Origin of the sequence: Chromobacterium subtsugae, from assembly GCF_035919665.1 — a bacterium.
In the GTDB taxonomy this organism is placed as follows: domain Bacteria; phylum Pseudomonadota; class Gammaproteobacteria; order Burkholderiales; family Chromobacteriaceae; genus Chromobacterium; species Chromobacterium subtsugae.
Genome location: NZ_CP142381.1, coordinates 1,470,389 through 1,495,843 on the forward strand (window position 1 = coordinate 1,470,389; position 25,455 = coordinate 1,495,843).

20 protein-coding genes and 2 riboswitches are annotated in these 25,455 nt (G+C 64.6%); of the genes, 15 read left to right on the forward strand and 5 right to left on the reverse strand.

Annotation, left to right across the window (positions count from 1 at the left end):
• The first annotated feature begins 9 nt into the window (after nt 1–9).
• From U6115_RS07245 to cheD, 5 genes are read left to right on the forward strand one after another with little or no spacing between them, the layout of a single operon-like run.
• Nucleotides 10–492: a chemotaxis protein CheW gene (locus U6115_RS07245; RefSeq protein WP_099049588.1), complete on the forward strand. Its 483-nt coding sequence runs from the start codon at nt 10–12 to the stop codon at nt 490–492.
• A gap of 27 nt (nt 493–519) precedes the next feature.
• Entirely contained in the window at nt 520–3,693 is a 3,174-nt protein-coding gene (locus U6115_RS07250) for a methyl-accepting chemotaxis protein (RefSeq protein WP_326912749.1), read from the forward strand.
• 58 nt (nt 3,694–3,751) lie between these two features.
• Nucleotides 3,752–4,594 carry a CheR family methyltransferase gene (locus U6115_RS07255; RefSeq protein ID WP_043574282.1) on the forward strand — a complete coding sequence of 281 codons (843 nt, stop codon included), beginning with the start codon at nt 3,752–3,754 and terminating at the stop codon, nt 4,592–4,594.
• 9 nt (nt 4,595–4,603) lie between these two features.
• Entirely contained in the window at nt 4,604–5,662 is a 1,059-nt protein-coding gene (locus U6115_RS07260; RefSeq protein WP_043574285.1) for a protein-glutamate methylesterase/protein-glutamine glutaminase, read from the forward strand.
• A gap of 5 nt (nt 5,663–5,667) precedes the next feature.
• Complete coding sequence (gene cheD, locus U6115_RS07265; RefSeq protein WP_043574287.1) at nt 5,668–6,273, forward strand: chemoreceptor glutamine deamidase CheD; 606 nt, start codon at nt 5,668–5,670, stop codon at nt 6,271–6,273.
• Nucleotides 6,274–6,285: 12 nt separating this feature from the next.
• Here cheD and fdxA read toward each other — a convergent pair whose 3' ends face one another.
• Complete coding sequence (fdxA, locus tag U6115_RS07270) at nt 6,286–6,609, reverse strand: ferredoxin FdxA (RefSeq protein WP_043574289.1); 324 nt, start codon at nt 6,607–6,609, stop codon at nt 6,286–6,288.
• Between the two features lie 92 nt (nt 6,610–6,701).
• Here fdxA and gluQRS point away from each other — a divergent pair, with 92 nt between their 5' ends.
• The 9 genes from gluQRS (at nt 6,702) to U6115_RS07315 (ending at nt 20,017) form a co-directional block, all read left to right on the forward strand.
• Nucleotides 6,702–7,598 carry a tRNA glutamyl-Q(34) synthetase GluQRS gene (gene gluQRS, locus U6115_RS07275; protein ID WP_043574291.1) on the forward strand — a complete coding sequence of 299 codons (897 nt, stop codon included), beginning with the start codon at nt 6,702–6,704 and terminating at the stop codon, nt 7,596–7,598.
• Between the two features lie 349 nt (nt 7,599–7,947).
• Nucleotides 7,948–9,231: an amino acid permease gene (locus U6115_RS07280; RefSeq protein WP_047243474.1), complete on the forward strand. Its 1,284-nt coding sequence runs from the start codon at nt 7,948–7,950 to the stop codon at nt 9,229–9,231.
• Nucleotides 9,232–9,449: 218 nt separating this feature from the next.
• Nucleotides 9,450–9,540, forward strand: a riboswitch (glycine riboswitch).
• 14 nt (nt 9,541–9,554) lie between these two features.
• A riboswitch (glycine riboswitch) is annotated at nt 9,555–9,653 on the forward strand.
• 40 nt (nt 9,654–9,693) lie between these two features.
• Nucleotides 9,694–10,782 carry a glycine cleavage system aminomethyltransferase GcvT gene (gene gcvT, locus U6115_RS07285; RefSeq protein ID WP_043574293.1) on the forward strand — a complete coding sequence of 363 codons (1,089 nt, stop codon included), beginning with the start codon at nt 9,694–9,696 and terminating at the stop codon, nt 10,780–10,782.
• Between the two features lie 62 nt (nt 10,783–10,844).
• Nucleotides 10,845–11,231 (forward strand): glycine cleavage system protein GcvH, encoded by a 387-nt coding sequence (gene gcvH / locus U6115_RS07290; protein WP_043574296.1) that lies wholly within the window; start codon nt 10,845–10,847, stop codon nt 11,229–11,231.
• A 151-nt stretch (nt 11,232–11,382) separates the two neighbouring features.
• A complete protein-coding gene (gene gcvP / locus U6115_RS07295) occupies nt 11,383–14,235 on the forward strand; it encodes an aminomethyl-transferring glycine dehydrogenase (RefSeq protein WP_043574299.1) in 2,853 nt (950 codons plus the stop codon).
• A 208-nt stretch (nt 14,236–14,443) separates the two neighbouring features.
• Entirely contained in the window at nt 14,444–15,079 is a 636-nt protein-coding gene (locus U6115_RS07300) for a class I SAM-dependent methyltransferase (RefSeq protein WP_052258008.1), read from the forward strand.
• 207 nt (nt 15,080–15,286) lie between these two features.
• Complete coding sequence (locus U6115_RS07305) at nt 15,287–17,266, forward strand: putative bifunctional diguanylate cyclase/phosphodiesterase (protein ID WP_043574301.1); 1,980 nt, start codon at nt 15,287–15,289, stop codon at nt 17,264–17,266.
• A gap of 115 nt (nt 17,267–17,381) precedes the next feature.
• On the forward strand, nt 17,382–18,965 hold the full coding sequence (locus U6115_RS07310) for an ABC transporter substrate-binding protein (protein ID WP_043574303.1): 1,584 nt from the start codon (nt 17,382–17,384) through the stop codon (nt 18,963–18,965).
• Nucleotides 18,966–19,366: 401 nt separating this feature from the next.
• Nucleotides 19,367–20,017 carry a TetR/AcrR family transcriptional regulator gene (locus U6115_RS07315; protein WP_052941300.1) on the forward strand — a complete coding sequence of 217 codons (651 nt, stop codon included), beginning with the start codon at nt 19,367–19,369 and terminating at the stop codon, nt 20,015–20,017.
• 336 nt (nt 20,018–20,353) lie between these two features.
• On the opposite strand, the gene U6115_RS07320 is transcribed toward U6115_RS07315, so the two are convergent.
• On the reverse strand, nt 20,354–21,376 hold the full coding sequence (locus tag U6115_RS07320; RefSeq protein WP_043574305.1) for a porin: 1,023 nt from the start codon (nt 21,374–21,376) through the stop codon (nt 20,354–20,356).
• A gap of 673 nt (nt 21,377–22,049) precedes the next feature.
• Between U6115_RS07320 and U6115_RS07325 the strand changes: the two genes are divergently transcribed.
• Nucleotides 22,050–22,904, forward strand: a complete 855-nt coding sequence (locus U6115_RS07325; protein ID WP_043574306.1) for a Rossmann-like and DUF2520 domain-containing protein — start codon at nt 22,050–22,052, stop codon at nt 22,902–22,904.
• 3 nt (nt 22,905–22,907) lie between these two features.
• On the opposite strand, the gene pncB is transcribed toward U6115_RS07325, so the two are convergent.
• From pncB to U6115_RS07340, 3 genes are read right to left on the reverse strand one after another with little or no spacing between them, the layout of a single operon-like run.
• Nucleotides 22,908–24,116: a nicotinate phosphoribosyltransferase gene (pncB, locus tag U6115_RS07330; RefSeq protein ID WP_043574309.1), complete on the reverse strand. Its 1,209-nt coding sequence runs from the start codon at nt 24,114–24,116 to the stop codon at nt 22,908–22,910.
• Between the two features lie 8 nt (nt 24,117–24,124).
• Complete coding sequence (locus U6115_RS07335) at nt 24,125–24,829, reverse strand: SAM-dependent methyltransferase (protein WP_043574310.1); 705 nt, start codon at nt 24,827–24,829, stop codon at nt 24,125–24,127.
• Complete coding sequence (locus tag U6115_RS07340; protein ID WP_043574315.1) at nt 24,826–25,407, reverse strand: Maf family protein; 582 nt, start codon at nt 25,405–25,407, stop codon at nt 24,826–24,828. Before U6115_RS07340 ends, U6115_RS07335 begins: the two co-directional genes overlap by 4 nt.
• Nucleotides 25,408–25,455 lie beyond the last annotated feature (48 nt).

Genomic DNA, 25,455 nt, shown 5'->3' on the forward strand with positions numbered 1-25,455 from the left:
GAGCGGCCCATGCCGATGGACAAGCCTAACGACGCCCAGGCGCGCGAACTGCTGGTGTTCACGCTGGGCGACGAAGAATATGCGATTGACATACTGAAGGTGCAGGAGATTCGCGGCTACGACGCGGTGACGCGGATCGCCAACGCGCCGGACTTCATCAAGGGCGTGATCAATCTGCGCGGCAGCATCGTGCCCATCGTCGACCTGCGCTTGAAATTCGGCCTGGGCGACCCGCAGTACAACGCCTTCACCGTGGTGATCATCCTGAATCTCGGCAAGCGGACGGTGGGCATGGTGGTGGACGGCGTGTCCGACGTGGTCCAGCTGGGCCAGGAGGCGCTGCGCGCGCCGCCGGAGTTCGGCGCCAGCGTCGATACCGCCTATATCGAAGGCCTGGGCATGGTGGACGAGCAGATGATCATCATCGTCGACATCGAGCGCCTGATGAACAGCGAAGAGATGGCGCTGACCGACGCGGCGGCCCGGTCCTGACGGCGGCATCCTAAGGGAGAAGCAAACATGAGCGACATGAAGCTGAAGCATCAGCTGGCCCTTGGCTTCGGGCTGCTGCTGGCGGCGCTAGCGGCGGCTTTGTTCCTGGCGCAGGCGCAATTGCGCGGCCAGCAGGCGCGCGACGACGATGCCGCCGCCGGCCGGCTGATCCAGGCCGGGCAATTGGCGCTGGCGGGGCGGGCGCAGGATGCCGGCGCCCAATTGGTTCTGCGCGTGGCCGGCCTGCTGGCCGGCGGCGACGGCGCGCAATGGCGGGCAGAGCAGCCGCGGGTCGACGCCGCGCTGGAGGCGGCGATGACGGGGCTGAGCGCGTTGACGGCCCATGCCGCCGGCGACGGCAAACCGCTGCTGGAGGCCGCGCGCGAGGCCGGACTCGCCGTGCGCGGCCAGATCGCCGACTACCGCCGGCTGGCGGCTGCGGCCCATGGCGACGAGGCGCGGATCTATCTGCGCGCCTCGCTGTGGCCGGCGGCGCAAAAATACCAGGAGGCGGTTGGCCGCTATGCCCGCTTCGAGAGCGAGCAGTCGCTGCGGCTGGCCGCGGCGGAGGCGGGCGCATCGTCCGGCCGCGCCGCGGACGGAGTCGCGGTCGCCGGCGCGGCGCTGGCGGCGCTGGCCGTCGCGCTGTACTGGCTGTTGGCGCGGGCGCTGGAGAGGCAGTTGGGCGGCGATCCGCGGGTACTGGCGATGGTGCTGCGCGAATTGGCCGGCGGCGAGGTGCGCACGGCGTTCAATGTGCGCGACGGCGACGACAGCAGTCCGTTCGCCTTTCTGCGCGCCGCGGTGTCGCGCTCGCTGGAGAACATGCGGCTGCGCAGCGCGCTGGATGTGTGCACCACCAATGTGATGATCGCCGACGGCGAGCATCAGGTGGTGTACGCCAACCGGGCGGCGCTGGACATGTTCCAGCAGGCGGAGGCGGACATCCGGCAGGAGCTGCCGCAGTTTTCCGCCCGGGCGATCCTGGGCTGCAGCATAGACAGCTTCCACCGCAATCCCTCGTTCCAGCGCGGCTTGCTGCAGGATTTGCGAGGCACCCATCGCGGCACCATCAAGGTGGGCGGACGCACCTTCCATCTGGTGTTGACGCCTATCCTGGATGGACAGAACCGCAAGCTGGGCGCGGTGGTGGAGTGGGTGGACGCCACGCGCGAGCTGGAGCGGAAGGCGGAAGAGGATGCGCGCCTGGCCGCCGACCGCCTGGCGGCGGCGGAGAACGCCCGCATCCGCAGCGCGCTGGACGTCTGCACCACCAACGTGATGATCGCCGACGCGGAGCATAAGATCATCTATGCCAACGGTTCGGCGCTGGCGATGTTCCGCAACGCGGAGCCGGACATCCGCAAGGATATTCCCAGCTTTTCGGCCAGCCGGCTGCTGGGCTCCAGCATCGACGAATTCCACAAGAATCCCGGCTACCAGCGCGGCTTGCTGGCGCAGGCGCGGGACACGCACCGCTCGTCCATCGCGGTGGGCGGGCGCACCTTCGGCCTGATCCTGTCCCCGGTGGTTGGCGCCAATGGCGAACGGCTGGGTTCGGTGGTGGAATGGCAGGACAACACCGAGATGCTGCGGCTGCAGCAGGAGGCGCAGCAACGGATGGACCAGGAGCGCGCGCAGGCCGCCGAAAACGCCCGCATCCGCAACGCGCTGGACAATTGCACCACCAATGTGATGATCGCCGACAACGAGCGCCGCATCATCTACATGAACCACAGCGTCACCGACATGCTGCGCAGCGTGGAGGCCGATCTGCGCAAGGCGCTGCCCCATTTCGACGTGCGCCGGCTGTTGGGCACCAGCATAGACGAGTTCCACAAGAATCCCGCCCACCAGCGCGAGCTGCTGGCCAATATGCGCGCCACTTACCGCGCCGAGATCGTCGTCGCCGGCCGCACGTTTTCGCTGGTGTCCAATCCGGTGTTCGGCGCCGACGGCGCGCGGCTGGGTTCGGTGGTGGAGTGGAAGGACCGCACCGCTGAAGTGGAGATCGAGCGCGAGGTGGCCGGCATCGTCAGCGCCGCTTCCGCCGGCGAGTTCGGCAAACGCATCGATGTGGAGGGCAAGCAGGGCTTTTTCCGCCTGTTGAGCGAAGGCGTCAATCAGCTGATGGGAGTGACCAGCCAGGGACTGGCCGATATCGCCGGCGTGCTGGGCGCGCTGGCCGGCGGCGACCTCACCCGCAGCATATCGGCCGACTACCAGGGCCTGTTCGGCCAGCTGAAGGCCGACAGCAACGCCACCGTCGACAAGCTGAAGGAGATCGTCGCCAATATCAAGGACTCCACCGACACGATCAACACCGCGGCGCGGGAGATCGCCGCCGGCAACGCCAACCTGTCCAGCCGCACCGAGCAGCAGGCGGCCAGCCTGGAGGAAACCGCGTCCAGCATGGAGGAGATCACCAGCACGGTGCGGCAGAACGCCGAAAACGCCAGAAAGGCCAATTCGCTGGCGATAGGCGCGTCCGACATCGCGGCGCGGGGCGGCAAGGTGGTGGGCGACGTGGTGTCGACGATGAACGAGATCAACGACAGCGCCAAGAAGATAGTCGACATCATCAGCGTGATCGACGGCATCGCCTTCCAGACCAATATCCTGGCCCTGAACGCGGCGGTGGAGGCGGCGCGCGCGGGCGAGCAGGGCCGGGGCTTCGCGGTGGTGGCCAGCGAGGTGCGCAGCCTGGCGCAGCGCTCGGCGGCGGCGGCCAAGGAAATCAAGTTGCTGATCGGCGACTCGGTGGACAAGGTGGAGTCCGGCAGCCGGCTGGTGGACGAGGCGGGGCGGACCATGGACGAGATCGTGGTGTCCATCCGCCGGGTGGCCGACATCATGAGCGATATCTCGGCGGCCTCGGCCGAGCAAAGTTCGGGCATCGAGCAGGTCAACCTGGCGGTCACCCAGATGGACGAAAACACCCAGAAGAACGCCGCGCTGGTGGAGCAGGCGGCCGCGGCGGCGGAGTCGCTGGAAGAGCAGGCGCGCTATTTGTCCGGCGCGGTGGCGGTGTTTCGGCTGGATGAATCGGGGCGAAGCGGCCAGCCGCCGCAGGCGAGGCCGCTCGCCAGCCGGCAGCCGGCGGCGTGGACATTCGCCGCCAAGGGACGGGGTCCGGCGCGGGCGCTGGAGCCTATCCGTCCGCCGCGGGACGCGGACGACGGGACATGGGAGGAGTTTTGAGCGGCGGCATCCGCGGCAGGCCCGGCGGCGCGCTGGCTAAGGCGCGGGCGGGGACGGCATGATGGACGAGACCGAGCTGAAATTCACCGGCAGCGATTTCCGGCGGGCGCGGGACATGCTCTACCAAAAGGCCGGCATCGCGCTGCACGACTCCAAAAAACACATGGTCTACGCGCGCCTGGCGAGGCGGGTGCGCTCGCGCGGACTGCGCAGTTTCGGCGAATACCTGGACCTGCTGCAGCAAGACCAGGAGGAGGGCGAGTGGCAGGGCTTCATCAATGCGCTGACCACCAACCTCACGTCCTTCTTTCGCGAGCCGCATCATTTCGAGATGCTGCGCGAGCATGTCCGCCGACGCCGGCCGGCGGGAGAGACGTTTCGGGTGTGGAGCGCGGCCTCCTCCACCGGAGAGGAGCCGTATTCGATAGCCATCACCTTGCTGGAGTCGTGGCGCGAGTCCGGCGGCGGCGCTTTCGAGCTGCTGGCGTCGGATATCGACACCCAGGCGCTGGCGCAGGCGGCGCGCGGCGTTTATCCGCTGGAGCGCGTCGTCCAGCTTGCGCCGCATCTGCTGAAACGCTATTTCGACAAAGGGGCGGGAGCCAATGAGGGCATGGCCAGGCTCAAGCGGCAGGCGCGGGAGGCCGCGCTGTTTTTCCAGTTCAACCTGGCGGCGTCGACATGGCCCGATATCGGGCGTTTCGACGTGATTTTCTGCCGCAATGTGCTGATCTACTTCGACAAGGCCACCCAGGCGGACATCCTGTCGCGGATGGCGCCGTGCCTGAAGCCGGATGGCCTGCTGTTCCTGGGGCACTCGGAAAACATCTCGCATCTGACCGAGGCCTTCGCCGGCTGCGGCAGGACGGCCTATCGGCTGGCGCGCCCGGACGGCGGCTAGGAGGCGGGCATGGCGGTCATCCGGAGCAAGATCAGGGTGGTGGTGGTCGACGATTCGGCGCTGATCCGCAGCCTGCTCACCGCCATCATCAACGGGGCGCCGGACATGGAGGTGGTGGCGACCGCCTCCGACCCCATCCTCGCCCGCGAGCGGATACGGGAAACCAGCCCGGACGTGGTGACGCTGGATGTGGAAATGCCGCGCATGGACGGGCTGGAGTTCTTGCGCCGGCTGATGCGGCTGCGGCCGACGCCGGTATTGATGATCTCGTCGCTGACGGCGGCAGGCTCCGAAACCGCGCTGGCGGCGCTGGAGCTGGGCGCGGTGGATTTCGTGCACAAGCCGGCAGAGGATGTCGCGCGCAGAATGCCGGACTATGCGGAGGAAATCCGCGCCAAGCTGAGGATGGCGGCGGCCGCGCGTCTGCGCCAGCCGATGCGTTTCCCGCCGGTTCCGGTTGGCATGCTGGCTGGCCCGGACGCCGGGCGCGCGCTGATTTTCGTCGGCGCCTCGACCGGCGGCACCGAGGCGATCAAGGAGTTTTTGCTGGGCATGCCGGCCAATTGTCCGCCCATCCTGATCGTCCAGCACATGCCGGAACATTTCACTTTCACCTTCGCCGCCCGCCTGGACCGGTTGTGCGCGATGCGGGTGACAGAGGCCAGGGATGGCGAGCCGGCGCAAATCGGCGCGGCTTACATCGCGCCGGGCCACTCGCACATGCGGGTGAGGCCGGGCGGGCCGACCGGCTATCAGATCGCGCTGGACCAAGGCGAACCGGTCAACCGCCATCGCCCGGCGGTGGACGCGCTGTTCGATTCCGCCGCGCGGCATCTGCGCGGCAACGCCATCGGCGTGCTGCTCACAGGGATGGGGCGGGACGGCGCCGCCGGCCTGTTGCGGATGCGCCAGGCCGGCGCCGTCACTTTCGGCCAGGACGAGGCCAGCTGCGTGGTGTACGGCATGCCGAAGGAAGCGGTCAAGGCGGGGGCGGTGATGCACGTCTGCCCGCTGGCTTCGCTGGCGTTCCGGGTTGTCGAGTGTCTGCAACTGCATGGCGAAAGGTAGATGACATGAACTTCCCCGGCGCGATGGATGGCAACCGCTATTACGACAAGCATTTCCAGACGATGGCGGTGAAGGTGTTCCCCGGCGAATTCCACGCCACCAATCAGCGGCTGATGCTGGTGACGCTATTGGGCTCCTGCGTGGCGGTGTGCTTGAGCGATCGCACCGCCGGCGTCTGCGGCATGAACCACTTCCTGCTGCCGGAAGGCTCGCTGGATCTGGGCGCCGGCGCTTCCGCGGCGCGCTTCGGCGTCAACGCGATGGAGTTGCTGATCACCGACATGCAGAAGCTGGGGGCGATGCGGCACCGGCTGGAGGCTAAGATCTTCGGCGCGGCCAATGTGCTGGACGGCATGACCGTGGTGAACGTCGGCGAGCGCAACAGCCAGTTCATCCGCAGCTACCTCGCCAACGAGCAGATTCCGGTGCTGGCCGAAGACTTGCTGGGCGAGTGCGCGCGCAAGGTGTATTTCTTCACCGAAACCGGCAGGGTGCTGATCAAGAAGCTGAAGCGCAGCGGCGTGGCGGTCAAGGCCGAGCAGCCCTACCGCGGCCGCATCCTGGAACAGGGCGAAGGCGCCAAGACCGGCGACATCGATCTGTTCCTGTGACAGGCGGAGCGTTCAGCGTTCCAGGTATTGCAGCTTGTCCTTCACCTCGGCCCAGTCGGCATGGTCGGGCAGCGGATCGATCTTTTCGGTGATCACCGGCCAGTTCTTGGCCAATTCCGCGTTGAGGGCCAGGAAGTTTTCCTGGCCCTTGGGCAAGTCGTCCTCGGCATAAATGGCGCTAATCGGGCACTCCGCCACGCACAGAGAGCAGTCTATGCATTCTTCCGGGTCGATGGCCAGGAAGTTGGGCCCTTCATGGAAGCAGTCCACCGGGCACACGTCCACGCAGTCGGTGTATTTGCATTTGATACAGGCATCGGTTACAACGTACGTCATTCTGGTGTCCTCATCGAGGCTGAATCGTAGATCGGGATAATGGTATTTTAGCGATAATTCGTCCCCTTGTAGATTTCAGTCCTCCAATTCCGATGTCCAAGTCATCATACCGGGGCCGTTTCGCCCCCAGCCCCACCGGCCTGCTGCATGCCGGCTCCCTCAGCACCGCGGTCGGCAGTTATCTGGAGGCCCGCAGCCGCGGCGGCGAATGGCTGCTCAGAATGGAAGACCTCGACCCGCCGCGGGAAATGCCCGGCGCGGCCGACGACATCCTGCGCACGCTGGAGGCCTTCGGTTTCGAATGGGATGGCGAGGTGGTTTACCAGAGCCGGCGCCACGAGCGCTATCGCGCCGCCCTGCTGCAGTTGGCCGCCAGCGGCCATGCCTACGCCTGCTGCTGCACCCGCAAGGAAATCGCCGCGGCCGCCCGGCGCGGTCTGGACGGCTATGTCTATCCCGGCACCTGCCGCAACGGCTGTCCCGGCGGCAGGGAAGGCCGGGCCTGGCGCTTGCGCGCGCCCGACCGGGATGTGTCGGTGATGGATCGCCTGCAGGGCGAATGCCGGCAGAACCTGGCCGGCGACATCGGCGATTTCGTGCTGCTGCGCGCCGACGGCTTTTGGGCCTACCAGTTGGCGGTGGTGGTGGACGACGCCGAGCAGGGCGTCAATGACATCGTGCGCGGCGCCGACCTCCTGGTGTCGACGCCGCGCCAGCTGCAGGTTTACGACAGCCTGGGCCTGCCGCCGCCCGGCTATTGCCACCTGCCGGTGCTGACCAACGCCGCCGGCGAGAAATTGTCCAAGCAGACGCTGGCGCCGGCGATAAGCGGCGGCGACGCCGCGCGCCAGCTGCGCGCGGCGCTGGGCTGGCTGGGCCATCCGCCGCCGGCCGAGTGCGGCAGGCTGGACGAACTGTGGCGTTGGGCCATCGCCAATTGGTCGCTGAGCCGCGCGCCGCGCGGCCCGCTGATCCTGCCTCATGCATAAGCGTCCGCTTATTCAATTGACATAAGCATCTGTCGCGTAACGGTTTTTTTGTAAAAAAATCGCCAATGCGACATGTTTTTACGTCAAATCTGTGTTTTAATGCGCCCTTTTTTTCCGGCGCGGCGGCTGGCGCCCGCGGCGCGGCGATGCCGAGAGATCGGCCAAGAAGCCCAGGCTGGGCTATCTTGAAGCCTGTGAGGCGAGCCAGCTGATGCCGTTGTTTCCCATTATTCCGCATGTTTGACGCCGGGCCGGCCAGCGCCCGGCGCTGGATGCTTTCGCCCTAGACGGAGAATCAGGTTTGAGCGAAAACAGTTCCATCCAAAAGAAAGGCTCGCTCGGGGTCTGGATGTGCACCGCCCTGGTGGTGGGCAATATGATAGGTTCCGGCGTGTTTCTGCTGCCGGCCTCGCTGGCGCCGTTCGGCGGCATCTCGATGCTGGGCTGGTTGCTGACCTCCGGCGGCGCGATCTGCCTGGCGCTGGTGTTCGCGCGCCTGTCGGCCATCCTGCCGCGCGAAGGCGGGCCGTATGCCTATATTCATGCCGGCTTCGGCGATTTCGCCGGTTTCTGGATCGCCTGGGGCTACTGGATCGCGCTGTGGGCCGGCAATGCCGCGCTGGCGGTGGCGGCCACCAGCTATATGCAGGTGTTTTTCCCCATCCTCGGCCATAACGAGCCGCTGGCCGGCGCTTTCGCCATCAGCCTGATCTGGATCGTCACCTGGATCAACAGCCGCGGAGCGCGCAGCTCCGGCATGGTGGCGGTGGTCACCACGCTGTTGAAGCTGCTGCCGCTGGCCGCGGTGACGTTCATCGGCTTTTTCCACATGCATCCGGAAAACCTGGCGTTCAATCCGCACGGCAAGCCGCTGCTGTCGTCGCTGTCGGCCACCATGGCGCTGACGCTGTGGGCCTTCTTGGGCCTGGAGTCGGCATCGGTGCCGGCGGGCGATGTCGTGGAGCCGGAAAAGACCATTCCGCGCGCGACGGTGATCGGCACCTTGCTGGCGACCGTGCTCTACATTTTGTCCACCATTTCGCTGATGGGGCTGATGCCGGCCGACACGCTGGCCGCGTCGCAAGCGCCGTTCGCCGACGCCGCGCGGCTGATGTGGGGCGACTGGGGCTATTGGGCGGTGGGCTTCGGCGCGGTGGTGTCCTGCTTCGGCGCGCTCAATGGCTGGAGCCTGATGCAGGCGCATGTGCCGGCCGCCGCCGCCAAGGACAAGCTGTTCCCCAGCCGCTTCGCCCAGCGCAACGCCGCCGGCGTGCCCATCTTCGGCCTGGTGCTGTCCAGCGCGCTGGTCACCATCCTGATGGCGATGAAATACGCCGGCGGCGACAGCGGCGTGAAGATCTTCGAATTCATCATCCTGCTGGCCACCGCCACCACGCTGCTGCCGTACGCTTTCTGCTCGATGGCGCTGATCGCCATCATGCTGATGCGCGGCAAGGCGTTCGCCCCCAAGGACTACGTCGCCCCCGGCTTCTTCGCCGGCATCGGCTTCGTCTATTCGCTGTGGGCATTGTACGGTTCCGGCGCCGATACCGTGATGTGGGGCATGCTGTTGCTGATGCTGGGCCTGCCGGTCTACGTCTGGCAGTTGAAGGAGCGGCACGCGGCGGCTTGAGCCAGCGCCGCCAGAGCCCGAAAGCGCAGCGTCGTCCGCTGCGCTTTTTTCATGGGCGCGCGCGGCGGATGGGCGGCTATGGCTCAGGAAATTTTCATATTCGAATAATAATAAACACAAAAAATTTGCGATATTTTTCTGATAAATACAGAAAAATAAACTGTTTTACTTCGAAATAAACTCGGCTTGCCAAGCCGCCGCGACTGCCACCATAATCGCCGGGTCATACAGGAGAGAGCGGCCCCGCGGCCGCCGCCGAAGGCGCAAGTGCACCCGCAATCGCTCAGGCAAAAGGACTGTATCACGGGGTCGGCGGCTGCCGGCTTGCGCAATCTGGAGAGCGGCGCCTGCGTGGCGTCCACCGAAGGGGCTAACGGCTGATCCAGCCGGAAAATCTCAGGTGCAGGGACAGAGGGGTGTGGTTGACACAGGCTATCCACACTTTTCTCGAAGGAACCGCGCATGACGGCCCCGAAACGTACCCCGCTGTTTGACGCCCACGTCGCCGCCGGCGCGAAAATGGTTGATTTCGCCGGTTGGGAAATGCCCATCCACTACGGCTCCCAGCTGAAAGAGCACGAGATCGTCCGCTCGGACGCCGGCATGTTCGACGTTTCCCACATGACGGTGATCGACATCACCGGCGCCGACGCCAAATCCTGGCTGCAAAAACTGATCGCCAACGATGTCGCCAAGCTCGGTTTCGAGGGCAAGGCGCTGTATTCCGGCATGCTCACCGCCGAAGGCACCGTCGTCGACGATCTGATCGTCTATCTCACTTCCTATGGCTACCGCATGGTGGTCAATGCCGGCACCACCGAAAAAGACCTGGCCTGGATGGAAAGCCAGAAGGCCGGCTTCGACGTGGCGCTGAAGGTGCGCCGCGACCTGGCGATGCTGGCGGTGCAAGGCCCGCAGGCCATTGAAAAAGTCTGCTCGATCAAGCCGGAGCTGGCCGATGCCATCCGCGCGCTGAAAGTGTTCCAGGGCCTGCCGCAGGACGAGTGGTTCTACGCCCGCACCGGCTATACCGGCGAAGACGGCCTGGAAATCATGGTGCCTGCCGATCAGGCCATCGCCTTCTTCCATCAATTGCAAGCCGCCGGCGTCGCCCCCATCGGCCTGGGCGCCCGCGACACGCTGCGCCTGGAAGCCGGCATGAACCTGTACGGCCACGACATGGACGAAACCGTGTCGCCGCTGGAGGCGGGCATGGGCTGGACCATCGCCTGGGAGCCGGCCGAACGCAAGTTCAACGGCCGCGAGGCGCTGGAGGCGCAGAAGGCCGCCGGCGTGAAGATGAAGCAGGTGGGCCTGGTGCTGGAAGGCCGCGGCGTGCTGCGCGAAGGCTTGAAGGTAGTGGTGGAGGGCGTCGGCGAAGGCGTGATCACCAGCGGCACCTTCTCGCCCACGCTGAAGCATTCCATCGCCATCGCCCGCGTGCCGGCCGCCACCGGCGCCACGGCCCAGGTGGACCTGCGCGGCGCGCTGACCGATGTGCGCGTGGTGAAGATGCCCTTCGTGCGCAACGGCAAGAAAGTATTCGAATAATCTGGCTGCAGTGTTGGAACTGCCGCCGCCATTGATCTGATCTTAAGCTGGAGAACTTCAAGATGAGCAATATCCCCGCCGAACTGAAATATGTGGAAAGCCACGAGTGGCTGCGTCTGGAAGCCGACGGTTCCGTGACTGTGGGCATCACCGCGCACGCGCAGGAATTGCTGGGCGACATCGTGTTCGTCGAACTGCCTAAAGTGGGCGCGACCCTGGCCCGCGACGAGCAGGCCGGCGTGGTGGAGTCGGTGAAGGCCGCTTCCGACGTCTACTGTCCGATCGCCGGCGAAATCCTGGCGGTGAACGAAGAGCTGGAAGGCGAGCCGGAACTGGCCAACAGCGAGCCCTACGGCGATGGCTGGTTCTTCAAGATCAAGCCGGCCAACGCCGCCGATCTGGATGGCCTGATGGACGCCGCCGCCTACGCCAAGGAAATCGGCGCCTGATAGCTGAACCCGCCCTGCAGTCGCCAGACGCAGGGCGTTTTTTTTGGCCGCGAAGCCAGCCGCCGCGCACCGGCCGGCGGACGATGAGCCACGCGCTCTCTCCGCCCGCCGGCGATGGCGGGCTTCGCGGCAGCAATGGAAGGTCCTGAACATGTCGCTCTCCGCACTCTTCAATCGCAACGAATTCATCGCCCGCCACATCGGCCCGTCCGACGACGAGCGCGCCGAGATGCTGGCCGCCATCGGCGCGGCCTCCATCGACGCGCTGGTCGGCGAAACCCTGCCGGCCGACATCCGCCTGAACCGCGCGCTGGATCTGCCGGCGCCGCAGCCGGAAGCCGAGGCTCTGGCCGCCCTGAAAGCGGTGGCCGCCAAGAACGTGGTCAACAAATCCTTCATCGGCCTCGGTTACTACCCGGTGAAGACGCCGTCCGTGATCCTGCGCAACGTGCTGGAAAACCCGGGCTGGTACACCGCCTATACCCCGTACCAGGCCGAGATCGCCCAGGGCCGGCTGGAGGCGCTGCTGAACTTCCAGCAGATGGTGATCGACCTGACCGGCCTGGAAATGGCCAACGCCTCGCTGCTGGACGAAGCCACCGCCGCCGCCGAGGCGATGGCGATGGCCGGCCGCGTGTCCAAATCCAAGTCCACGCGCTTCTTCGTCGACAGCCGCGTGCTGCCGCAGACGCTGGACGTGATGAAGACCCGCGCCAAGTACTTCGGCTTCGAGCTGGTGCAGGGCCATCCGGAAGAGGCCGGCAACGGCGATTACTTCGGCGCGCTGTTCCAGTATCCGGGCGAAGCCGGCGATCTGATCGACCTGACCCCGCATATCGCCGCCATCAAGGCCAAGGGCGGCGTCGTCGCCGTCGCCGCCGACGTGATGGCGCTGGTGGCCTTGAAGTCGCCGGGCGAGATGGGCGCCGACATCGCGCTGGGCAATACCCAGCGCTTCGGCGTGCCGATGGGCTTCGGCGGCCCGCATGCCGCCTATTTCGCCTTCAAGGACGAGATGAAGCGCTCGGCGCCGGGCCGCATCATCGGCGTCTCCATCGACGCCAAGGGCAAGACCGCGCTGCGCATGGCGTTGCAGACCCGCGAGCAGCACATCCGCCGCGAGAAGGCCAACTCCAATATCTGCACCAGCCAGGTGCTGCTGGCCAATATCGCCGGCTTGTACGCGGTCTACCACGGCGCCGAGGGCGTCAAGCGCATCGCCGCCCGCATCCACCGCTTGGCCGCCATCTTCGCCCACGCGGTGCAGGCCGCCGGCGGCAAGCTGGTGTTCGACCGCTTCTTCGACACCGTGCAGGTGGACGCGCCCAAGGCCGACGCCATCTACGCCGCCGCGCTGGCGGCCGGCTACAACCTGCGCCGCGTGGGCAAGACCGTGTTGGGCGTGGCCTTCCACGAGGCCGCCACCGAGGCGGATCTGGCCAAGCTGATCGAGCTGTTCACCGGCAAGCAGGCAGATATCGCCGCCTTGGACGCAGCCGCCCAGGATGCGATCCCGGCCGCGCTCAAGCGCGAATCCGCGATCCTGAGCCACCCGGTGTTCAATGTGCACCATAGCGAGCACGAGATGCTGCGCTATATGAAGAAGCTGGAAAACCGCGACCTGGCGATGAATCATTCGATGATCAGCCTGGGCAGCTGCACGATGAAGCTGAACGCCACCAGCGAGATGATTCCGATCACCTGGCCGGAATTCGCCAATATGCACCCGTTCGCGCCGCGCGAGCAGACCGTGGGCTATCTGGAAATGATCGCCGGCCTGGAGAAGCAGCTGCGCGCGATCACCGGTTTCGACATCATCTCGATGCAGCCGAACTCCGGCGCGCAGGGCGAGTACGCCGGCCTGTTGGCGATCAGCCGCTACCACGAGTCGCGCGGCGAAGCCCATCGCAACATCTGCCTGATTCCGCAATCGGCGCACGGCACCAACCCGGCCACCGCGCAGATGATGAATATGCAGGTGGTGGTGGTGAAATGCGACGAGGCCGGCAACGTCGACGTCGCCGACCTGAAGGCCAAGGCAGAACAGCACGCCGCCAACCTGGCCGCGCTGATGATCACCTATCCGTCCACCCACGGCGTGTTCGAGCAGGCCATCAAAGAGATCTGCGAAATCGTCCACGCCCACGGCGGCCAGGTGTACATGGACGGCGCCAACCTCAACGCCCAGGTGGGCCTGACTCGTCCGGCCGACATCGGCGCCGACGTGTCGCATATGAACCTGCACAAGACCTTCTGCATCCCGCACGGCGGCGGCGGCCCGGGCATGGGCCCGATCGGCCTGAAGGCGCACCTGGCGCCGTTCATCGCCAACCACGTGGTGGCGCCGGTGCCGGGCGCGGAGGCAGGCCAAACCGCGGTATCCGCCGCGCCGTTCGGCTCCGCCTCCATCCTGCCGATATCGTATATGTACATCGCGATGATGGGCGCCGAGGGCATGAAGCAGGCAACGGAAAACGCGTTGCTGTCGGCCAACTACCTGGCTACCCGCCTGGGCGAGCACTACCCGGTGCTGTACACCGGCGCCAACGGCCGCGTCGCCCACGAGTGCATCATCGACTTGCGCCCGCTGAAGGCCGCTTCCGGCGTGACCGAAGTGGACGTGGCCAAGCGCCTGATGGACTATGGCTTCCACGCGCCGACCATGAGCTTCCCGGTGCCGGGCACGCTGATGATAGAGCCGACCGAATCGGAGCCGAAGGCCGAGCTGGACCGCTTCATCGCCGCGATGGCCGCCATCCGCGCCGAGATCGACCAGGTGCAGAACGGCGCATGGCCGGCGGACAACAATCCGCTGGTCAACGCGCCGCACAGCAAGGCCGACATCGCGGGCGACTGGAACCGGCCGTACAGCCGCGAGCAGGGCCTGTTCCCGCTGCCTTACGTGCTGGAGAACAAGTTCTGGCCCAGCGTGAACCGCATCGACGATGTCTACGGCGACCGCAATCTGGTCTGCAGCTGCCCGGGCATCGAAAACTACATGTGACCTCGGCGCTGCCGAATCCCTGTCGCCCCGCCAGGCCATGTCTGGCGGGGTTTTTCATGTTCAATGGCAAATTAAGTGTAAATACTTAGAAAGAATAACTAAGTAGTCATACGTTTTTGTACGAACTATCACTCAATGAACAGCACGGAGCGCGCGCTGCGCGCAGTGGATGCTGGGAAATATCGTCGGCATGAGCGGGGTGAGTGAAATGGGAATCGCTAATTTTGACGCTTTCTATCGCAGCAATGGTTCTTTCTATGGCGACCGGCCAGCCTTGTCGCTGATGTATTTTCTGGACAAATTCGATGTGCGGGGCGGCGGGCAGGGACTGGACTTGGCCTGCGGCCAGGGACGCAACGCCTTCTATCTGGCCAGCCGCGGTTTTTCGATGTACGGCGTGGATGAATCTTCGGAGGCGGTTTCCCGCATGGGCGAGCTGGCCGACCAGCGCCGGCTGTCGGTGTGCGGCAAGGTGGTGAACCTGGCCGACCTGGAGATCGAGCCGCAAAGCTACCGCATCATCGTCGCCTATACCGCGCTGGATCACCTCGACGCCGCCGCCGGCGAACGGCTGGCCCAGTCCATGATGGCGGGGCTGGAGCCCGGCGGCTACTTGTTCGCGGCGGTGTTCATGGTGGATGACCCTGGCTGCAGCGGCAGGGGGGGCGATGTCAGCGAAACCGCCGCCTATGTCCGCCATTACTACCGGCCGGGCGAGTTGCGCGAACAGTTTTCCGCGCTGGCGCCGCTGGCTTACCAGGAGGAGTACGCGCTGGATATCAGCCACGGCCGGCCCCATCATCACAGCATGGCCAGGCTGTTCGCCTGCAAGCAAGCCGCCTGAACGGCAGGCGCGGGATGACGAAAAACAGGGCGAAATCGCCCTGTTTTTCATTGGCGCCCGGCATTGCGGCGACGTGGACCGGTGGTGAGTAAAAAATGGTCAGGTCATGAGACGTGTTTGCTACAATGGCGCCTGTCCGCGATGGCAGTTGCGTGGCGTTTTCCAATGAATAAATAAAAGGTTGCGGCATCTATGCCGATAGGAAGCATGCTCTCCTGGCAGGGAGGGGATCTGGCGTTGCTGGAGGCCCTGGGCCTGCCGCTATGGATTTTCGATATCGATCACAAGCGCGTGTTCTGGGCCAATCAGGCCGCGCTGCGGGTGTGGGGGGCGCGCAGCCTGGCCGAGTTGCAGCAGCGCGACATGTCGCTTGACATGTCGGTTTCGGTGGCGCAACGGCTGGGCCAGTATCAGCAGGACTTCGAGCGGGAAAACGCCAGCTTCGTCGAAAGCTGGACCCTGTATCCCAATGGCCGCCCCTGCGTGCTGAAGGTGGCGTTCCGCGGCATCCGCGCCGACGGGCGGGTGATGATGTTCTGCGAAGCGCAGAACCCGCTGAGCGCCGATCCGGCCAGCTTGCGCAGCGCGGAGGCCTTGATGCACACCTCGGTGCCGATCACGCTGTACGACTCCGCCGGGATGGCGCTGTACCGCAATCCCTCCGCCCGCGCCCAGGTGGCGGATGCCGGCGAGCGCTGGCGCCAGCATTTCCTCCACGACGGCGATTGGCAGGCGCTGCAGCAGGGCGTGGCGGCGGTCGGGGAGGCGCGCCAACTGGCGCGCGTGCATACCCGGCGGGGCGAGCGCTGGCACGAGATCGCCGTGCGCGCTTGCCGCGACGCGGTGTCCGGGCAGGACGCGCTGCTGGTCAGCGAGGTGGACATCACCGATCTCAAGCATGCCGAAGCGCGCGCCAGCTTCCTGGCCAATCACGACGTGCTGACCGGCTTGCCCAACCGCAACGGCATCCGCAGCGATTTTCTGCCCTATCTGCAGCAGGCCCTGCGCAATGGCCGCCAGGCGGCGCTGATGTTCATCGATCTGGACCGCTTCAAAAACGTCAATGATTCACTCGGCCACGCCCGCGGCGACGAGCTGCTGGTGGGCATGACCGCGCGGCTGTCGCGGCTGCTGCGGCATGATGAGAAGGCGGCGCGGCTGGGCGGCGATGAGTTCCTGGTGATGCTGGCGGCGCCGGACGCCGCGGGGCGGGCGGAAGCGCTGGGGCGGGACATCCTGCAGGCGCTTGGCATGCCGATCCGTCTGGGCGGCATGGACATCAGCGTGTCGGCGTCCATCGGCATCAGCGTGTGCCGCGACGGGACGCTGGACCTCGAGCAGATGATGCGCCACGCCGACCTGGCGATGTATGCGGCCAAGGATGCGGGCCGCAACAACCTGATGTTCTTCACGCCGGCGCTGGAGGCGCGCACCCAGGCGCAGCTGGCGCTGGAGAGCGATATCCGCCGCGGCCTGGAGCAGGGCGAGTTCGTCGCCGGCTTTCAGCCGCGGGTGGATGTCGCCAGCGGCAAGGTGGTCGGCGCCGAGGCGCTGGCGCGCTGGAACCATCCGCAACGCGGCCTGCTGAAGCCCGACAGTTTCATCCAGGTGTGCGAGGACAGCGGGCTGATCCTGCAACTGGGACGGCAGATACTGGCCCAGGCGACGCGGCAGCAGCGCTTGTGGCGCGAGATGGGACTGGACTTGATGGTGTCGGTCAATCTGTCGCCGTGCCAGTTCGTCGACCCGGCGCTGCCGGCGATGGTGGCCGCCGTGCTGGCGGACAGCGGCTGCCAGGCGGACAGGCTGGAGCTGGAGATCACCGAGTCGGTGCTGCTGGGCCATGACGATCAGACCATGCGCACCTTGCAGGCGCTGCGGGCGCAGGGGGTGAGCATCGCCGTCGACGATTTCGGCACCGGCTATTCCAATCTGGCCTATTTGCAGCGTTACCCGCTCAGTTCGCTGAAGATAGACCGTTCCTTCATCGCGGATCTGGACAGCACGCCGGCCATCGCCGAATTGATCATCACCATGTGCAGGATGCTGGGGCTGAAAGTGGTGGCGGAAGGGGTGGAGACGCCGAAGCAGCTGGCCTGGCTGCGGCAGCGAGGTTGCCAGGAGTACCAGGGCTATCTGTGCAGCCCGGCGCTGGCGGCTGGCGAGTTCCACAAGCTGTTGTTGTGAGCGGATGCTCTCCTTATATCAATATGTAGATTAAGTCGTTGGTTTTTGCCCCATATTGACTTACCCTAATGCGATTCATGCTGCCGGCATTGCCGGCGGCCGTCAGGAGAACATCATGAAAACCATCAACGCCCTGCTGTTGGCGGCGTGGCTGCCGGCCCTGGCCGTCGCCGCCAAGCCGCTCACCGTTTGCACCGACGCCAATCCGGAAGGCTTCGACGTGGTGCAATACAACTCGCTGGTCACCACCAACGCCTCCGCCGATGTGCTGATGAATCGCTTGGTGGAGTACGACGCCGCCAGCGGCAAGCTCAAGCCCGGCCTGGCGCGCAGCTGGGAAGCGGGAGCGGATGGCCTGAGCTATACCTTCCACTTGCGTCCCGGCGTGAGCTTTCACTCCACGGAATACTTCAAGCCCAGCCGCGCTTTCAACGCCGACGACGTGGCATTCACTTTCGAGCGGATGCTGAATCCGGACAATCCCTGGTACAAGACCGCGCCGACGGGCTATCCGCATGCGCAGGCGATGCAGTTTCCCAAGCTGATCAAGGCGGTGCGCAAGCTGGACGCGCAGACGGTGCGTTTCGAGCTCAACTACCCGGAAGCCACCTTCCTGTCCAGCCTGACCATGGGTTTCGCCTCGATCTACTCCGCCGAATACGCCGGCCAGCTGCTGGCCGCCGGCAAAACGGCCGATCTCAACAGCAAGCCGGTCGGCACCGGGCCTTTCGTCTTCAAGAGCTTCGCCAAGGACGCGCAGGTGCGCTACCTGCCGAATCCGGCCTATTTCGGCGGCAAGCCCAAGGTGTCGGCGTTGATCTACGCCATCACGCCCGATTCCGCGGTCCGTTTGCAGAAGCTGCGCGCCGGCGAGTGTCAGATCGCGCTGTCGCCGAAGCCGCAGGACGTGCAGGCGGCGCAGGGCGATGGCAAGCTGCGGGTATGGCAGGCGCCTGCCTTCATGACCGCCTTCGTCGCGTTCAACAGCCAGAAAAAGCCGCTGAACAGCCCATTGGTGCGGCAGGCGATCAATCTGGCTTTCGACAAGGCCAGTTATCTGAAGGCGGTGTTCGGCAATACCGCCGTCGCCGCCAACCTGGTGTATCCGCCCAACACCTGGAGCTACGACAAGGCCATCAAGCCTTATCCGTACGATCCGGCGCAGGCCAGGAAGCTGCTGGCCCAGGCCGGCTACCCCAATGGCTTCGATGTCGGCATCTGGGTGCGTCCGGGCGGCAGCACCCTGAACCCCAATCCCAAGGCCGGCGCCGAGATGCTGCAGGCCGATCTGGCGAAAGTGGGCATCCGGCTGCAGATCAAGGTGCTGGAGTGGGGCGAGCTGATCAAGCGCGGCAAGGCCGGCGAGCACGAAATGCTGTTCATGGGCTGGGCTGGCGACAACGGCGATCCGGACAACTTCCTCACGCCCCAGTTTTCCTGCTCCGCGGTGCAGTCGGGCACCAATTTCGCCCGCTATTGCGATCTCCGGCTCGACAAGCTGATAGCCGACGGCAAGAAAACCAGCGACTTCAAGGCCAGAGCCAAGCTGTATCAGGCGGCGCAAAAGATCATCCACGAGCAGGCCTTGTGGCTGCCGCTGGCGCATCCCACCGCCTTCAGCCTGGCGCGCAAGGATGTCGGCGGCTATGCGGCCAACCCCTATGGGCGAGTCGATTTCTCCGCGGTCAGCCTGAAGTGACGACGCTGGCGGAAGCAGTCCATCAGCAATTAATGAAATAGAGCAGGTTCTATCTTTTATCGCGCATTTGCGCCGCCGCAAGGCGGGCGCGCGCAGGGCGGCGGACAATGCGCACCTCCGCCCCGCGCGGGGCGCCTGGGCAAGGGCCGGCCAGGACTGCCGCTGCGGCGCTGCCGCCTGGTGTTTGGGCCAGTTCCGGTTAACGAAGCAAGTTGCATATTCCACTGCGGGTTTTGGTAGTATTGCTGTAGTGGCCGGTTGCGATGTGGCCACCAGGGGAGAGAGGAGCGCCGTGCTGTTGGCGTGTCTTGCTTGTTATTAGAATGTGCCCACCCTCGCTTGCGTACGTCGTTTCGCGTATTATCTGGCCGGGCTTGGGACGATAAATGATAAAACAATAGATGCAAACCAGACGAACACAGCAAAGCCGCAGGGAGTCCACCATAGGCAAACTGGTGGAGGCGGCGATCGAATGCCTGATGGAGTGCGGCTACCACGGCACCAGCGTGCAGTTGATCTGCAACCGCGCCGGGGTGTCGCAGGGCGCGCTGTTCCGCCATTTCGCCACCAAGAACGAATTGATGCAGCCGGTGGGGCGCAAGGTGGTCGACGATATCTTCGAGGCTGGCTTGGCCCTGGCCGGCAAGCTGCCGCCCGGCATGCCGGAAGAAGAGCGCATCGTGGCGCTGATGAAGGCGCTGGTGATGGCGCCGCGCCATATCGTGCTGCTGGAGCTGCTGATGGCGGCGCGCACCACGCCGGATCTGCGCGAAATCTTCCTCGGCAACGCCAGCATCTACTTCCGCGACCGTTTCGTCGCGATGATGGCCTCGCTATTCCCGCGCTACGCCATTTCCACCGGCTTTTTCGCCACCTTGCTCACCATGATGACCACCATGCACGGCATGGCGCTGTACCGCACGCTGTCCGAGCATCCGGACGGCGACAAGATGCGGGAACAGTGGCTGCAAAACGCGCTGCGCAGCGAACTGGAGCGTATCAGGCTGGAGGGTGCGGATAGCCGCAACCCGGTGTATCAGCTGCCGTTCTGAGCCGTTTCCTGATTTTCCACCACCCCGTCGCTTGCGGCGGGGTGTTTGTTTTTGCGCGGCGCTTGCGGGACTGGGCGGCTCGCGAATCGAAAATGGCGTCAGTGATTAGCTTCGGAACGGCAATGGGATGGCCGGCCGATTGAGCTGACGCTGGCGGATGCCATTTGTGTGAAAGCCGGGATGCGGCTTGTCGATGCTGTTGCCGTTGGCTGGTCCGGTCCGGCGGCAATGCTTGAGCTAGCTGTTTTCGCCAAGCCGGCAGCGAATGGACGTAAAAAAGCCCGCCGAAGCGGGCTTTTTCATTCTGTTCACAGGTTCTTGCGTCGAACCGGTTAATTAGAATGCGTGAACCATGTTCAGGCCGAAAGCCTTGTCTTTGGCGGCGCCTTTGAACTTCAGCTCGCCGTATTGCGCGCCGAAGGTGGTGCGCTTGGAGATGGCGTAGTCAGCACCCAGAACGAACTGGTCGTAGCCGGTGTTGCTTTGGGTTTGGCTGTCCAGCTTGACGTTGTCACCCTTGGCGTAGGTGAATTTCGGGGTGATGGCGCCGAAGGTGTAGCCAGCAGTCAGAGCGTACTCTTGAGTCTTGGCTTTTTGGGTGCCGGCGGTCGCTACGATGTTGTTCCAAACAACGCTGGAGTCACCCTTGGATTGCTTGTAGCCCAGGCCTACGAACAGGTTGTTGGCGTTGTAGCCAACTTCCAGTTGATGCTTGTCGTTGGAGACTGCCACTTTGGATTCGTGGGTGTAGCTGTACTTGCCGAAGAAGCCGCTGTTCTCGTAGCCCAGGCCCAGAACGGTGGTTTCGCGATCGGTGGTGGGAGCAGTCTTGTTTTCCTTCACGCCGTATTGCAGAGCGGCGGTCAGGCCCGGAACCACGGCCGGCAGGTCGTAGCGTACGGAGTTCTTCAGGCGGGTGTTGTCGCGGGTGAAGGTTCCCAGACCCAGGGTGTTGGTGTTGTATTCCCAAGTGTCGACAGTGCCCATGTCGCTGTCGCCGAAGTTGGAAATGTTACCCAGACGCAGGGTACCCAGATTGCTCTGCAGGCCTACGAAGGAGTTGCGGTTGGCGAAGGTGCCGGAGCTGCTCTTGGAGTAAGCGCCGCCGTTGGCATCGCCATTGCTACCACCATCAATCGCGAAACCAGTTTCAACTTGCCAGATAGCCTTCAGGCCGCTGCCCAGATCTTCAGCACCCTTGAAGCCGATGCGGGAACCCAGATCGTCGATATTGGTTTTTTTGGTGGTGCCGTTGTCGTTGTACTCAACGCCGCCTTTGATCTTACCGTAGATGGTTACGTCAGCAAACGCTGCAGCCGGCAGGGTAGCTACCAGCAGGGCAATCAGACTTTTTTTCATGGTCAAGTCATCCTTTTTAGGTTTTAGGAATGTGAGCAAATGCTATTGGCTGGGTTGTGAAAATGCAACTATGGCCGGCGGATAGTGTTGTGAGCAAGCAACGACTGTTGCTTTTTCGCTATGTGAATGTTCGATTCTTTGTGTCGTAAGTTGTTGAATAGTCAGGATTGTTACTTTGTATTTGCTCGGCGGATTGTCTTGTTGCAAAAAAACGTCAGTGCGTAGGAACACCTGTTTTTGCGGAATTTCTTGGCGGATTGAGGTGATTTTGGCAAAAAAATAGCCCGCCAATGCGGGCGGGCTGAAAAATCAACGTGACTTGAAGTGAATCCAGGCGGGCGCAGATTGCATCTGCTTGAATTCGCTTGTGATCATACTAAAAGAAAGCATCAGCTATGTAAATGGTGCAAATGTTCAAATTATGTTGCTGATATGTGTGAAATGTTCGTGCAAGATATTGGTTTTAAACAGTAATATTATTTTTACTTTTGTTTTTCGTAGTTTTATCCATATGGCGATGTGAGGCTTTTTGGCCACGGGTTTCCATGCGGATGGGCGCGCTCATATCAGGCAAGAGCGGCGGTGATCGGGCGCGCGAGGGGTGTATGGCCTACAATCCGGGCGATGTTGGATCGAGCGGGCGGGGCTTGGCTCGGGAAAGGTATATATAAGGATGCGGACGCTGACGGTGATCGGCCCCGGACGGTTGGGCAGCAGCCTGGCGCGCTTGGCGCGGCTGTCTGGGCAGTTTGAGGTGGTGGATGTGATGGCCAGGCGGATGCCGCCGTTGTTGCGGGCTTGCGAATTCATCGGCGCGGGGCGGGCGGTGAGCGATATGCATCAGCTGGCGGCGGTGGATCTGTACTTGCTGGCGGTGCCGGACGCGGCCATCGCATTCTGCGCCAGGGCGTTGGCCGCCGCTGGGGTGGTGCCGGCCGGGAGCGTGGTGTTCCACGCCAGCGGCGCGGGAGAGTCCGCGCTGCTGCGGCCGCTGGCGGAGCGGGGCGCGCATGTCGCCAGTCTGCACCCGGCATTTTCCTTTGCCGATCCGGAGCGGGCGGTGGCGGGGTTTGCCGGAACTTTGTGCGCGCTGGAGGGCGATGAAGAGGCCTGCTCGCGCCTGGAGGGTTTCGCCGCGGCGCTGGGAGGCAGGCCGTTCCGGCTGGCGCCGGGCGGCAAGGCGGCTTACCACGCCGGCTTGTCGGTGGCGTCCAATTTTCTGGTGGCGATGCTGGAAATGGCGGAAGGCCTGACCCGCCAGGCTGGCGTGCCGGATGGGCTGGCGGCGGATTTGCTGGGCGGGCTGATGCGGCAAACGCTGGAGAACGCGCTGCAGCTGGGACCGCATGCGGCGTTGACCGGCCCCATCGTGCGCGGCGACGTCGGCACGGTGGAGCGGCATCTATCGGTGCTGGCGGATGCGGAGCTGGCGTCCGCCTACCGGGCGCTGGGCCGGCAGGCGGTGGCGCTGGCCGGCGACAGGCTGCCGGCGCAGGCGCGCCAGCAGTTGATGGCGCTGCTTCATTGAGGGCTACTGCGGCGCGGCGATGCGGAATACCTGGCGCAGGTAGGCGAGGAAGGTTTCGTCGCTGCACATGGTCTTGCCGGGGCTGTCGGACAGCTTGGCCACCGGCTGGCCATTGCAGCTGACCAGCTTCAGCACGATCTGCAGCGGCTCCAGGCCCATATCATTGGTGAAGTGGGTGCCGATGCCGAAGCTCACCTGGATGTGCGGGCTGAAGTGGCGGTGCAGCTGCAGCGCGCTATCCACCGACAGGCCGTCGCTGAAGGTCAGCATCTTGCTGGCCGGGTCGATGCGCAGCTTGCGGTAGTGGGCGATGGCTTTCTCGCCCCAGATGTAGGGGTCGCCGCTGTCGTGGCGCAGGCCGTCGAACAGCTTGGCGAAGTAAAGGTCGAAGTCCGCCAGGAAGGCGTCCATTCCCACCACGTCGGTCAGCGCGATGCCGAGGTCGCCGCGGTATTCCTGCACCCAGGATTCCAGCGCCGCCTTCTGGAAGTCGCGCAGCCGCACGCCCAGCGCCTGGAAGGCCTGGAAGAACTCGTGCGCCATGGTGCCGATCGGCGTGATGCCCAGCTTGCGCGCCAGATGGACATTGCTGGTGCCGCGGAAGATTTCCGGCAGCGCGGCGTTCAGCCTTTCCACCACGTGTTGCTGCCAGTCGCGGCTGAAGCGGCGGCGGGTGCCGAAATCGGCGATCAGCAGCGGGAAGCGCTGTTCCGCCGCCTCCTCGCGCTGGAAGCGCTCCAGTTCCGCCAGCTTGGCCTCCAGCCGGCGGCGGCCTTCTTCGCGCACTTTCTGGTTGTCCAGCGGGCGGAAATACAGCTCGTTGACGATGGCCAGCACGAAGATCTCGAAGAACATCGCCTGCACCATCGGCCCCTTGATGCGGATGGCCAACTGCTCGCCTTCCTCCGCCACTTCGATGAAGCGGCGCTGCAGATGGAACAGCTCCAGATAATCGACGAAGTCGCTCTTGATGAAGCGCAGACCGCGCAGATAGTCCAGTTCATCCTGGCTGAAGCGCAGCTGGCACAGGTGGTCGAGCTGGGTTTCCAATTGCTGTTTCAGCTGGGTCAGCGGCGTGTCCGGATGGTTGCGGCACTTGAATTCGTATTCGCCGTGCGCGGCCGGGAACTGGTGCAGCACCACTTGCAGCATGGTGAACTTGTAAAGATCGGTATCCAGCAGCGACTGGATGATGGGCGTGTTCTTGGGCATGGCGCTTCTCAGGCGGCGTGGATCACGAAGATGGCCGGCCGCTTGTGCAGATCGGGCGGGTTTTGCGGCCAATCCTGCACCCGATGGCTGACGATGGTCTGCGTCGGCAGGGTCAGGTCGCAGGCTACCGCGAGCCGGGTGGAGGGCGCCAGCGTCTCGCGCAGTTGCTGCAGTAGCGCGTTGTTGCGGTAAGGCGTTTCGATGAACAGCTGGGTTTCGTTGCGCTGCCGCGAGCGCTGCTCCAGTTCTTTCACCAATTTGGCCTTTTCCGCCGCATCCACCGGTAGGTAGCCGTGGAAGGCGAAGCATTGGCCGTTGGCGCCGCTGGCCATCAGCGCTAGCAGGATGGACGAGGGGCCGATCAGCGGCTCGACGCGGATGCCGTGCCGATGCGCCAGCGCCACCAGCTGCGCGCCGGGGTCGGCCACCGCCGGGCAGCCGGCTTCGGAGATCAGGCCGACGTCGTGGCCGGCTTGCAGCGGCGCCAGCAGCGCGGCGACATCCGCTTCCTTGGTGTGTTCGTTCAGCGTGCTCATGGCCAGCTCGCGGATCGGCGCGGTTACGCCCAATGCTTTTAGATGCTTGCGCGCGGTTTTTTCCGCCTCGACCACGAAGTGGGTGATGTGGATCACCTTGGCGCGCTCGCCTTCCGGCAGCCAGGCGACGTTTTCGTCGCCGAGCGGCGCGGGGATCAAAAACAAGGTGCCGCTCATTTCAGCACCTCCACGCCTTCGTTCGCCAGCATGCTGATCAGTTGGAACAGCGGCACGCCGATCAGCGCGTTGGGGTCGTCGGATTCCACTTTTTCCAGCAGCGCGCCGCCCAGGCCTTCGCTCTTGGCGCTGCCGGCGCAATGGAGCGCGTCCGGTTCGCGGGTCAGATAGTTGCGGATCTGCGCCTCGGTCAGCTGGCGCAGCGTCACGCGGGTGATGCCCACGCACTCCTGCAGCCGGCCGCTGTGGCTGTTGTGCAACGCCAGCGCGGAGTGGAACACCACGGTGCGGCCGCTCATCCACTTGAGCATCTCCACGCCGTTTTCAAAGCTGCCGGGCTTGCCGATCTGCTTGCCGTCCAGCAAGGCGACCTGGTCGGAGCCGATGATCAGGGCGTCGCGGTGCTTGCCCGCCAGCGATTGCGCCTTGGTGCGAGCCAGCCGCACGGCGGTTTCGAGCGCGGTTTCGCCGGCCAGCGGCGTTTCGTCGCAGATTGGCGCCTCGGCGCTGAATGGCAGGCCGAGGCGGGCGATGATCTCTTGGCGATAGCGCGAAGTGGAGGCCAGTACGATTTGCATGGGTTCGGGGTCGGGTTGCGGCAAGGCCGGGCGCCGGGGCGGGCGCTT

What these genes read in the sequence shown, in the direction of transcription:
- U6115_RS07245 (WP_099049588.1), top strand. Translation starts at nt 10, where the DNA reads ATGCCGATGGACAAGCCTAACGACGCCCAGGCGCGCGAACTGCTGGTG.
- U6115_RS07250 (WP_326912749.1), top strand. Translation starts at nt 520, where the DNA reads ATGAGCGACATGAAGCTGAAGCATCAGCTGGCCCTTGGCTTCGGGCTG.
- U6115_RS07255 (WP_043574282.1), top strand. Translation starts at nt 3,752, where the DNA reads ATGATGGACGAGACCGAGCTGAAATTCACCGGCAGCGATTTCCGGCGG.
- U6115_RS07260 (WP_043574285.1), top strand. Translation starts at nt 4,604, where the DNA reads ATGGCGGTCATCCGGAGCAAGATCAGGGTGGTGGTGGTCGACGATTCG.
- cheD (WP_043574287.1), top strand. Translation starts at nt 5,668, where the DNA reads ATGAACTTCCCCGGCGCGATGGATGGCAACCGCTATTACGACAAGCAT.
- fdxA (WP_043574289.1), bottom strand. Translation starts at nt 6,609, where the DNA reads ATGACGTACGTTGTAACCGATGCCTGTATCAAATGCAAATACACCGAC.
- gluQRS (WP_043574291.1), top strand. Translation starts at nt 6,702, where the DNA reads ATGTCCAAGTCATCATACCGGGGCCGTTTCGCCCCCAGCCCCACCGGC.
- U6115_RS07280 (WP_047243474.1), top strand. Translation starts at nt 7,948, where the DNA reads ATGTGCACCGCCCTGGTGGTGGGCAATATGATAGGTTCCGGCGTGTTT.
- gcvT (WP_043574293.1), top strand. Translation starts at nt 9,694, where the DNA reads ATGACGGCCCCGAAACGTACCCCGCTGTTTGACGCCCACGTCGCCGCC.
- gcvH (WP_043574296.1), top strand. Translation starts at nt 10,845, where the DNA reads ATGAGCAATATCCCCGCCGAACTGAAATATGTGGAAAGCCACGAGTGG.
- gcvP (WP_043574299.1), top strand. Translation starts at nt 11,383, where the DNA reads ATGTCGCTCTCCGCACTCTTCAATCGCAACGAATTCATCGCCCGCCAC.
- U6115_RS07300 (WP_052258008.1), top strand. Translation starts at nt 14,444, where the DNA reads ATGGGAATCGCTAATTTTGACGCTTTCTATCGCAGCAATGGTTCTTTC.
- U6115_RS07305 (WP_043574301.1), top strand. Translation starts at nt 15,287, where the DNA reads ATGCTCTCCTGGCAGGGAGGGGATCTGGCGTTGCTGGAGGCCCTGGGC.
- U6115_RS07310 (WP_043574303.1), top strand. Translation starts at nt 17,382, where the DNA reads ATGAAAACCATCAACGCCCTGCTGTTGGCGGCGTGGCTGCCGGCCCTG.
- U6115_RS07315 (WP_052941300.1), top strand. Translation starts at nt 19,367, where the DNA reads ATGCAAACCAGACGAACACAGCAAAGCCGCAGGGAGTCCACCATAGGC.
- U6115_RS07320 (WP_043574305.1), bottom strand. Translation starts at nt 21,376, where the DNA reads ATGAAAAAAAGTCTGATTGCCCTGCTGGTAGCTACCCTGCCGGCTGCA.
- U6115_RS07325 (WP_043574306.1), top strand. Translation starts at nt 22,050, where the DNA reads ATGCGGACGCTGACGGTGATCGGCCCCGGACGGTTGGGCAGCAGCCTG.
- pncB (WP_043574309.1), bottom strand. Translation starts at nt 24,116, where the DNA reads ATGCCCAAGAACACGCCCATCATCCAGTCGCTGCTGGATACCGATCTT.
- U6115_RS07335 (WP_043574310.1), bottom strand. Translation starts at nt 24,829, where the DNA reads ATGAGCGGCACCTTGTTTTTGATCCCCGCGCCGCTCGGCGACGAAAAC.
- U6115_RS07340 (WP_043574315.1), bottom strand. Translation starts at nt 25,407, where the DNA reads ATGCAAATCGTACTGGCCTCCACTTCGCGCTATCGCCAAGAGATCATC.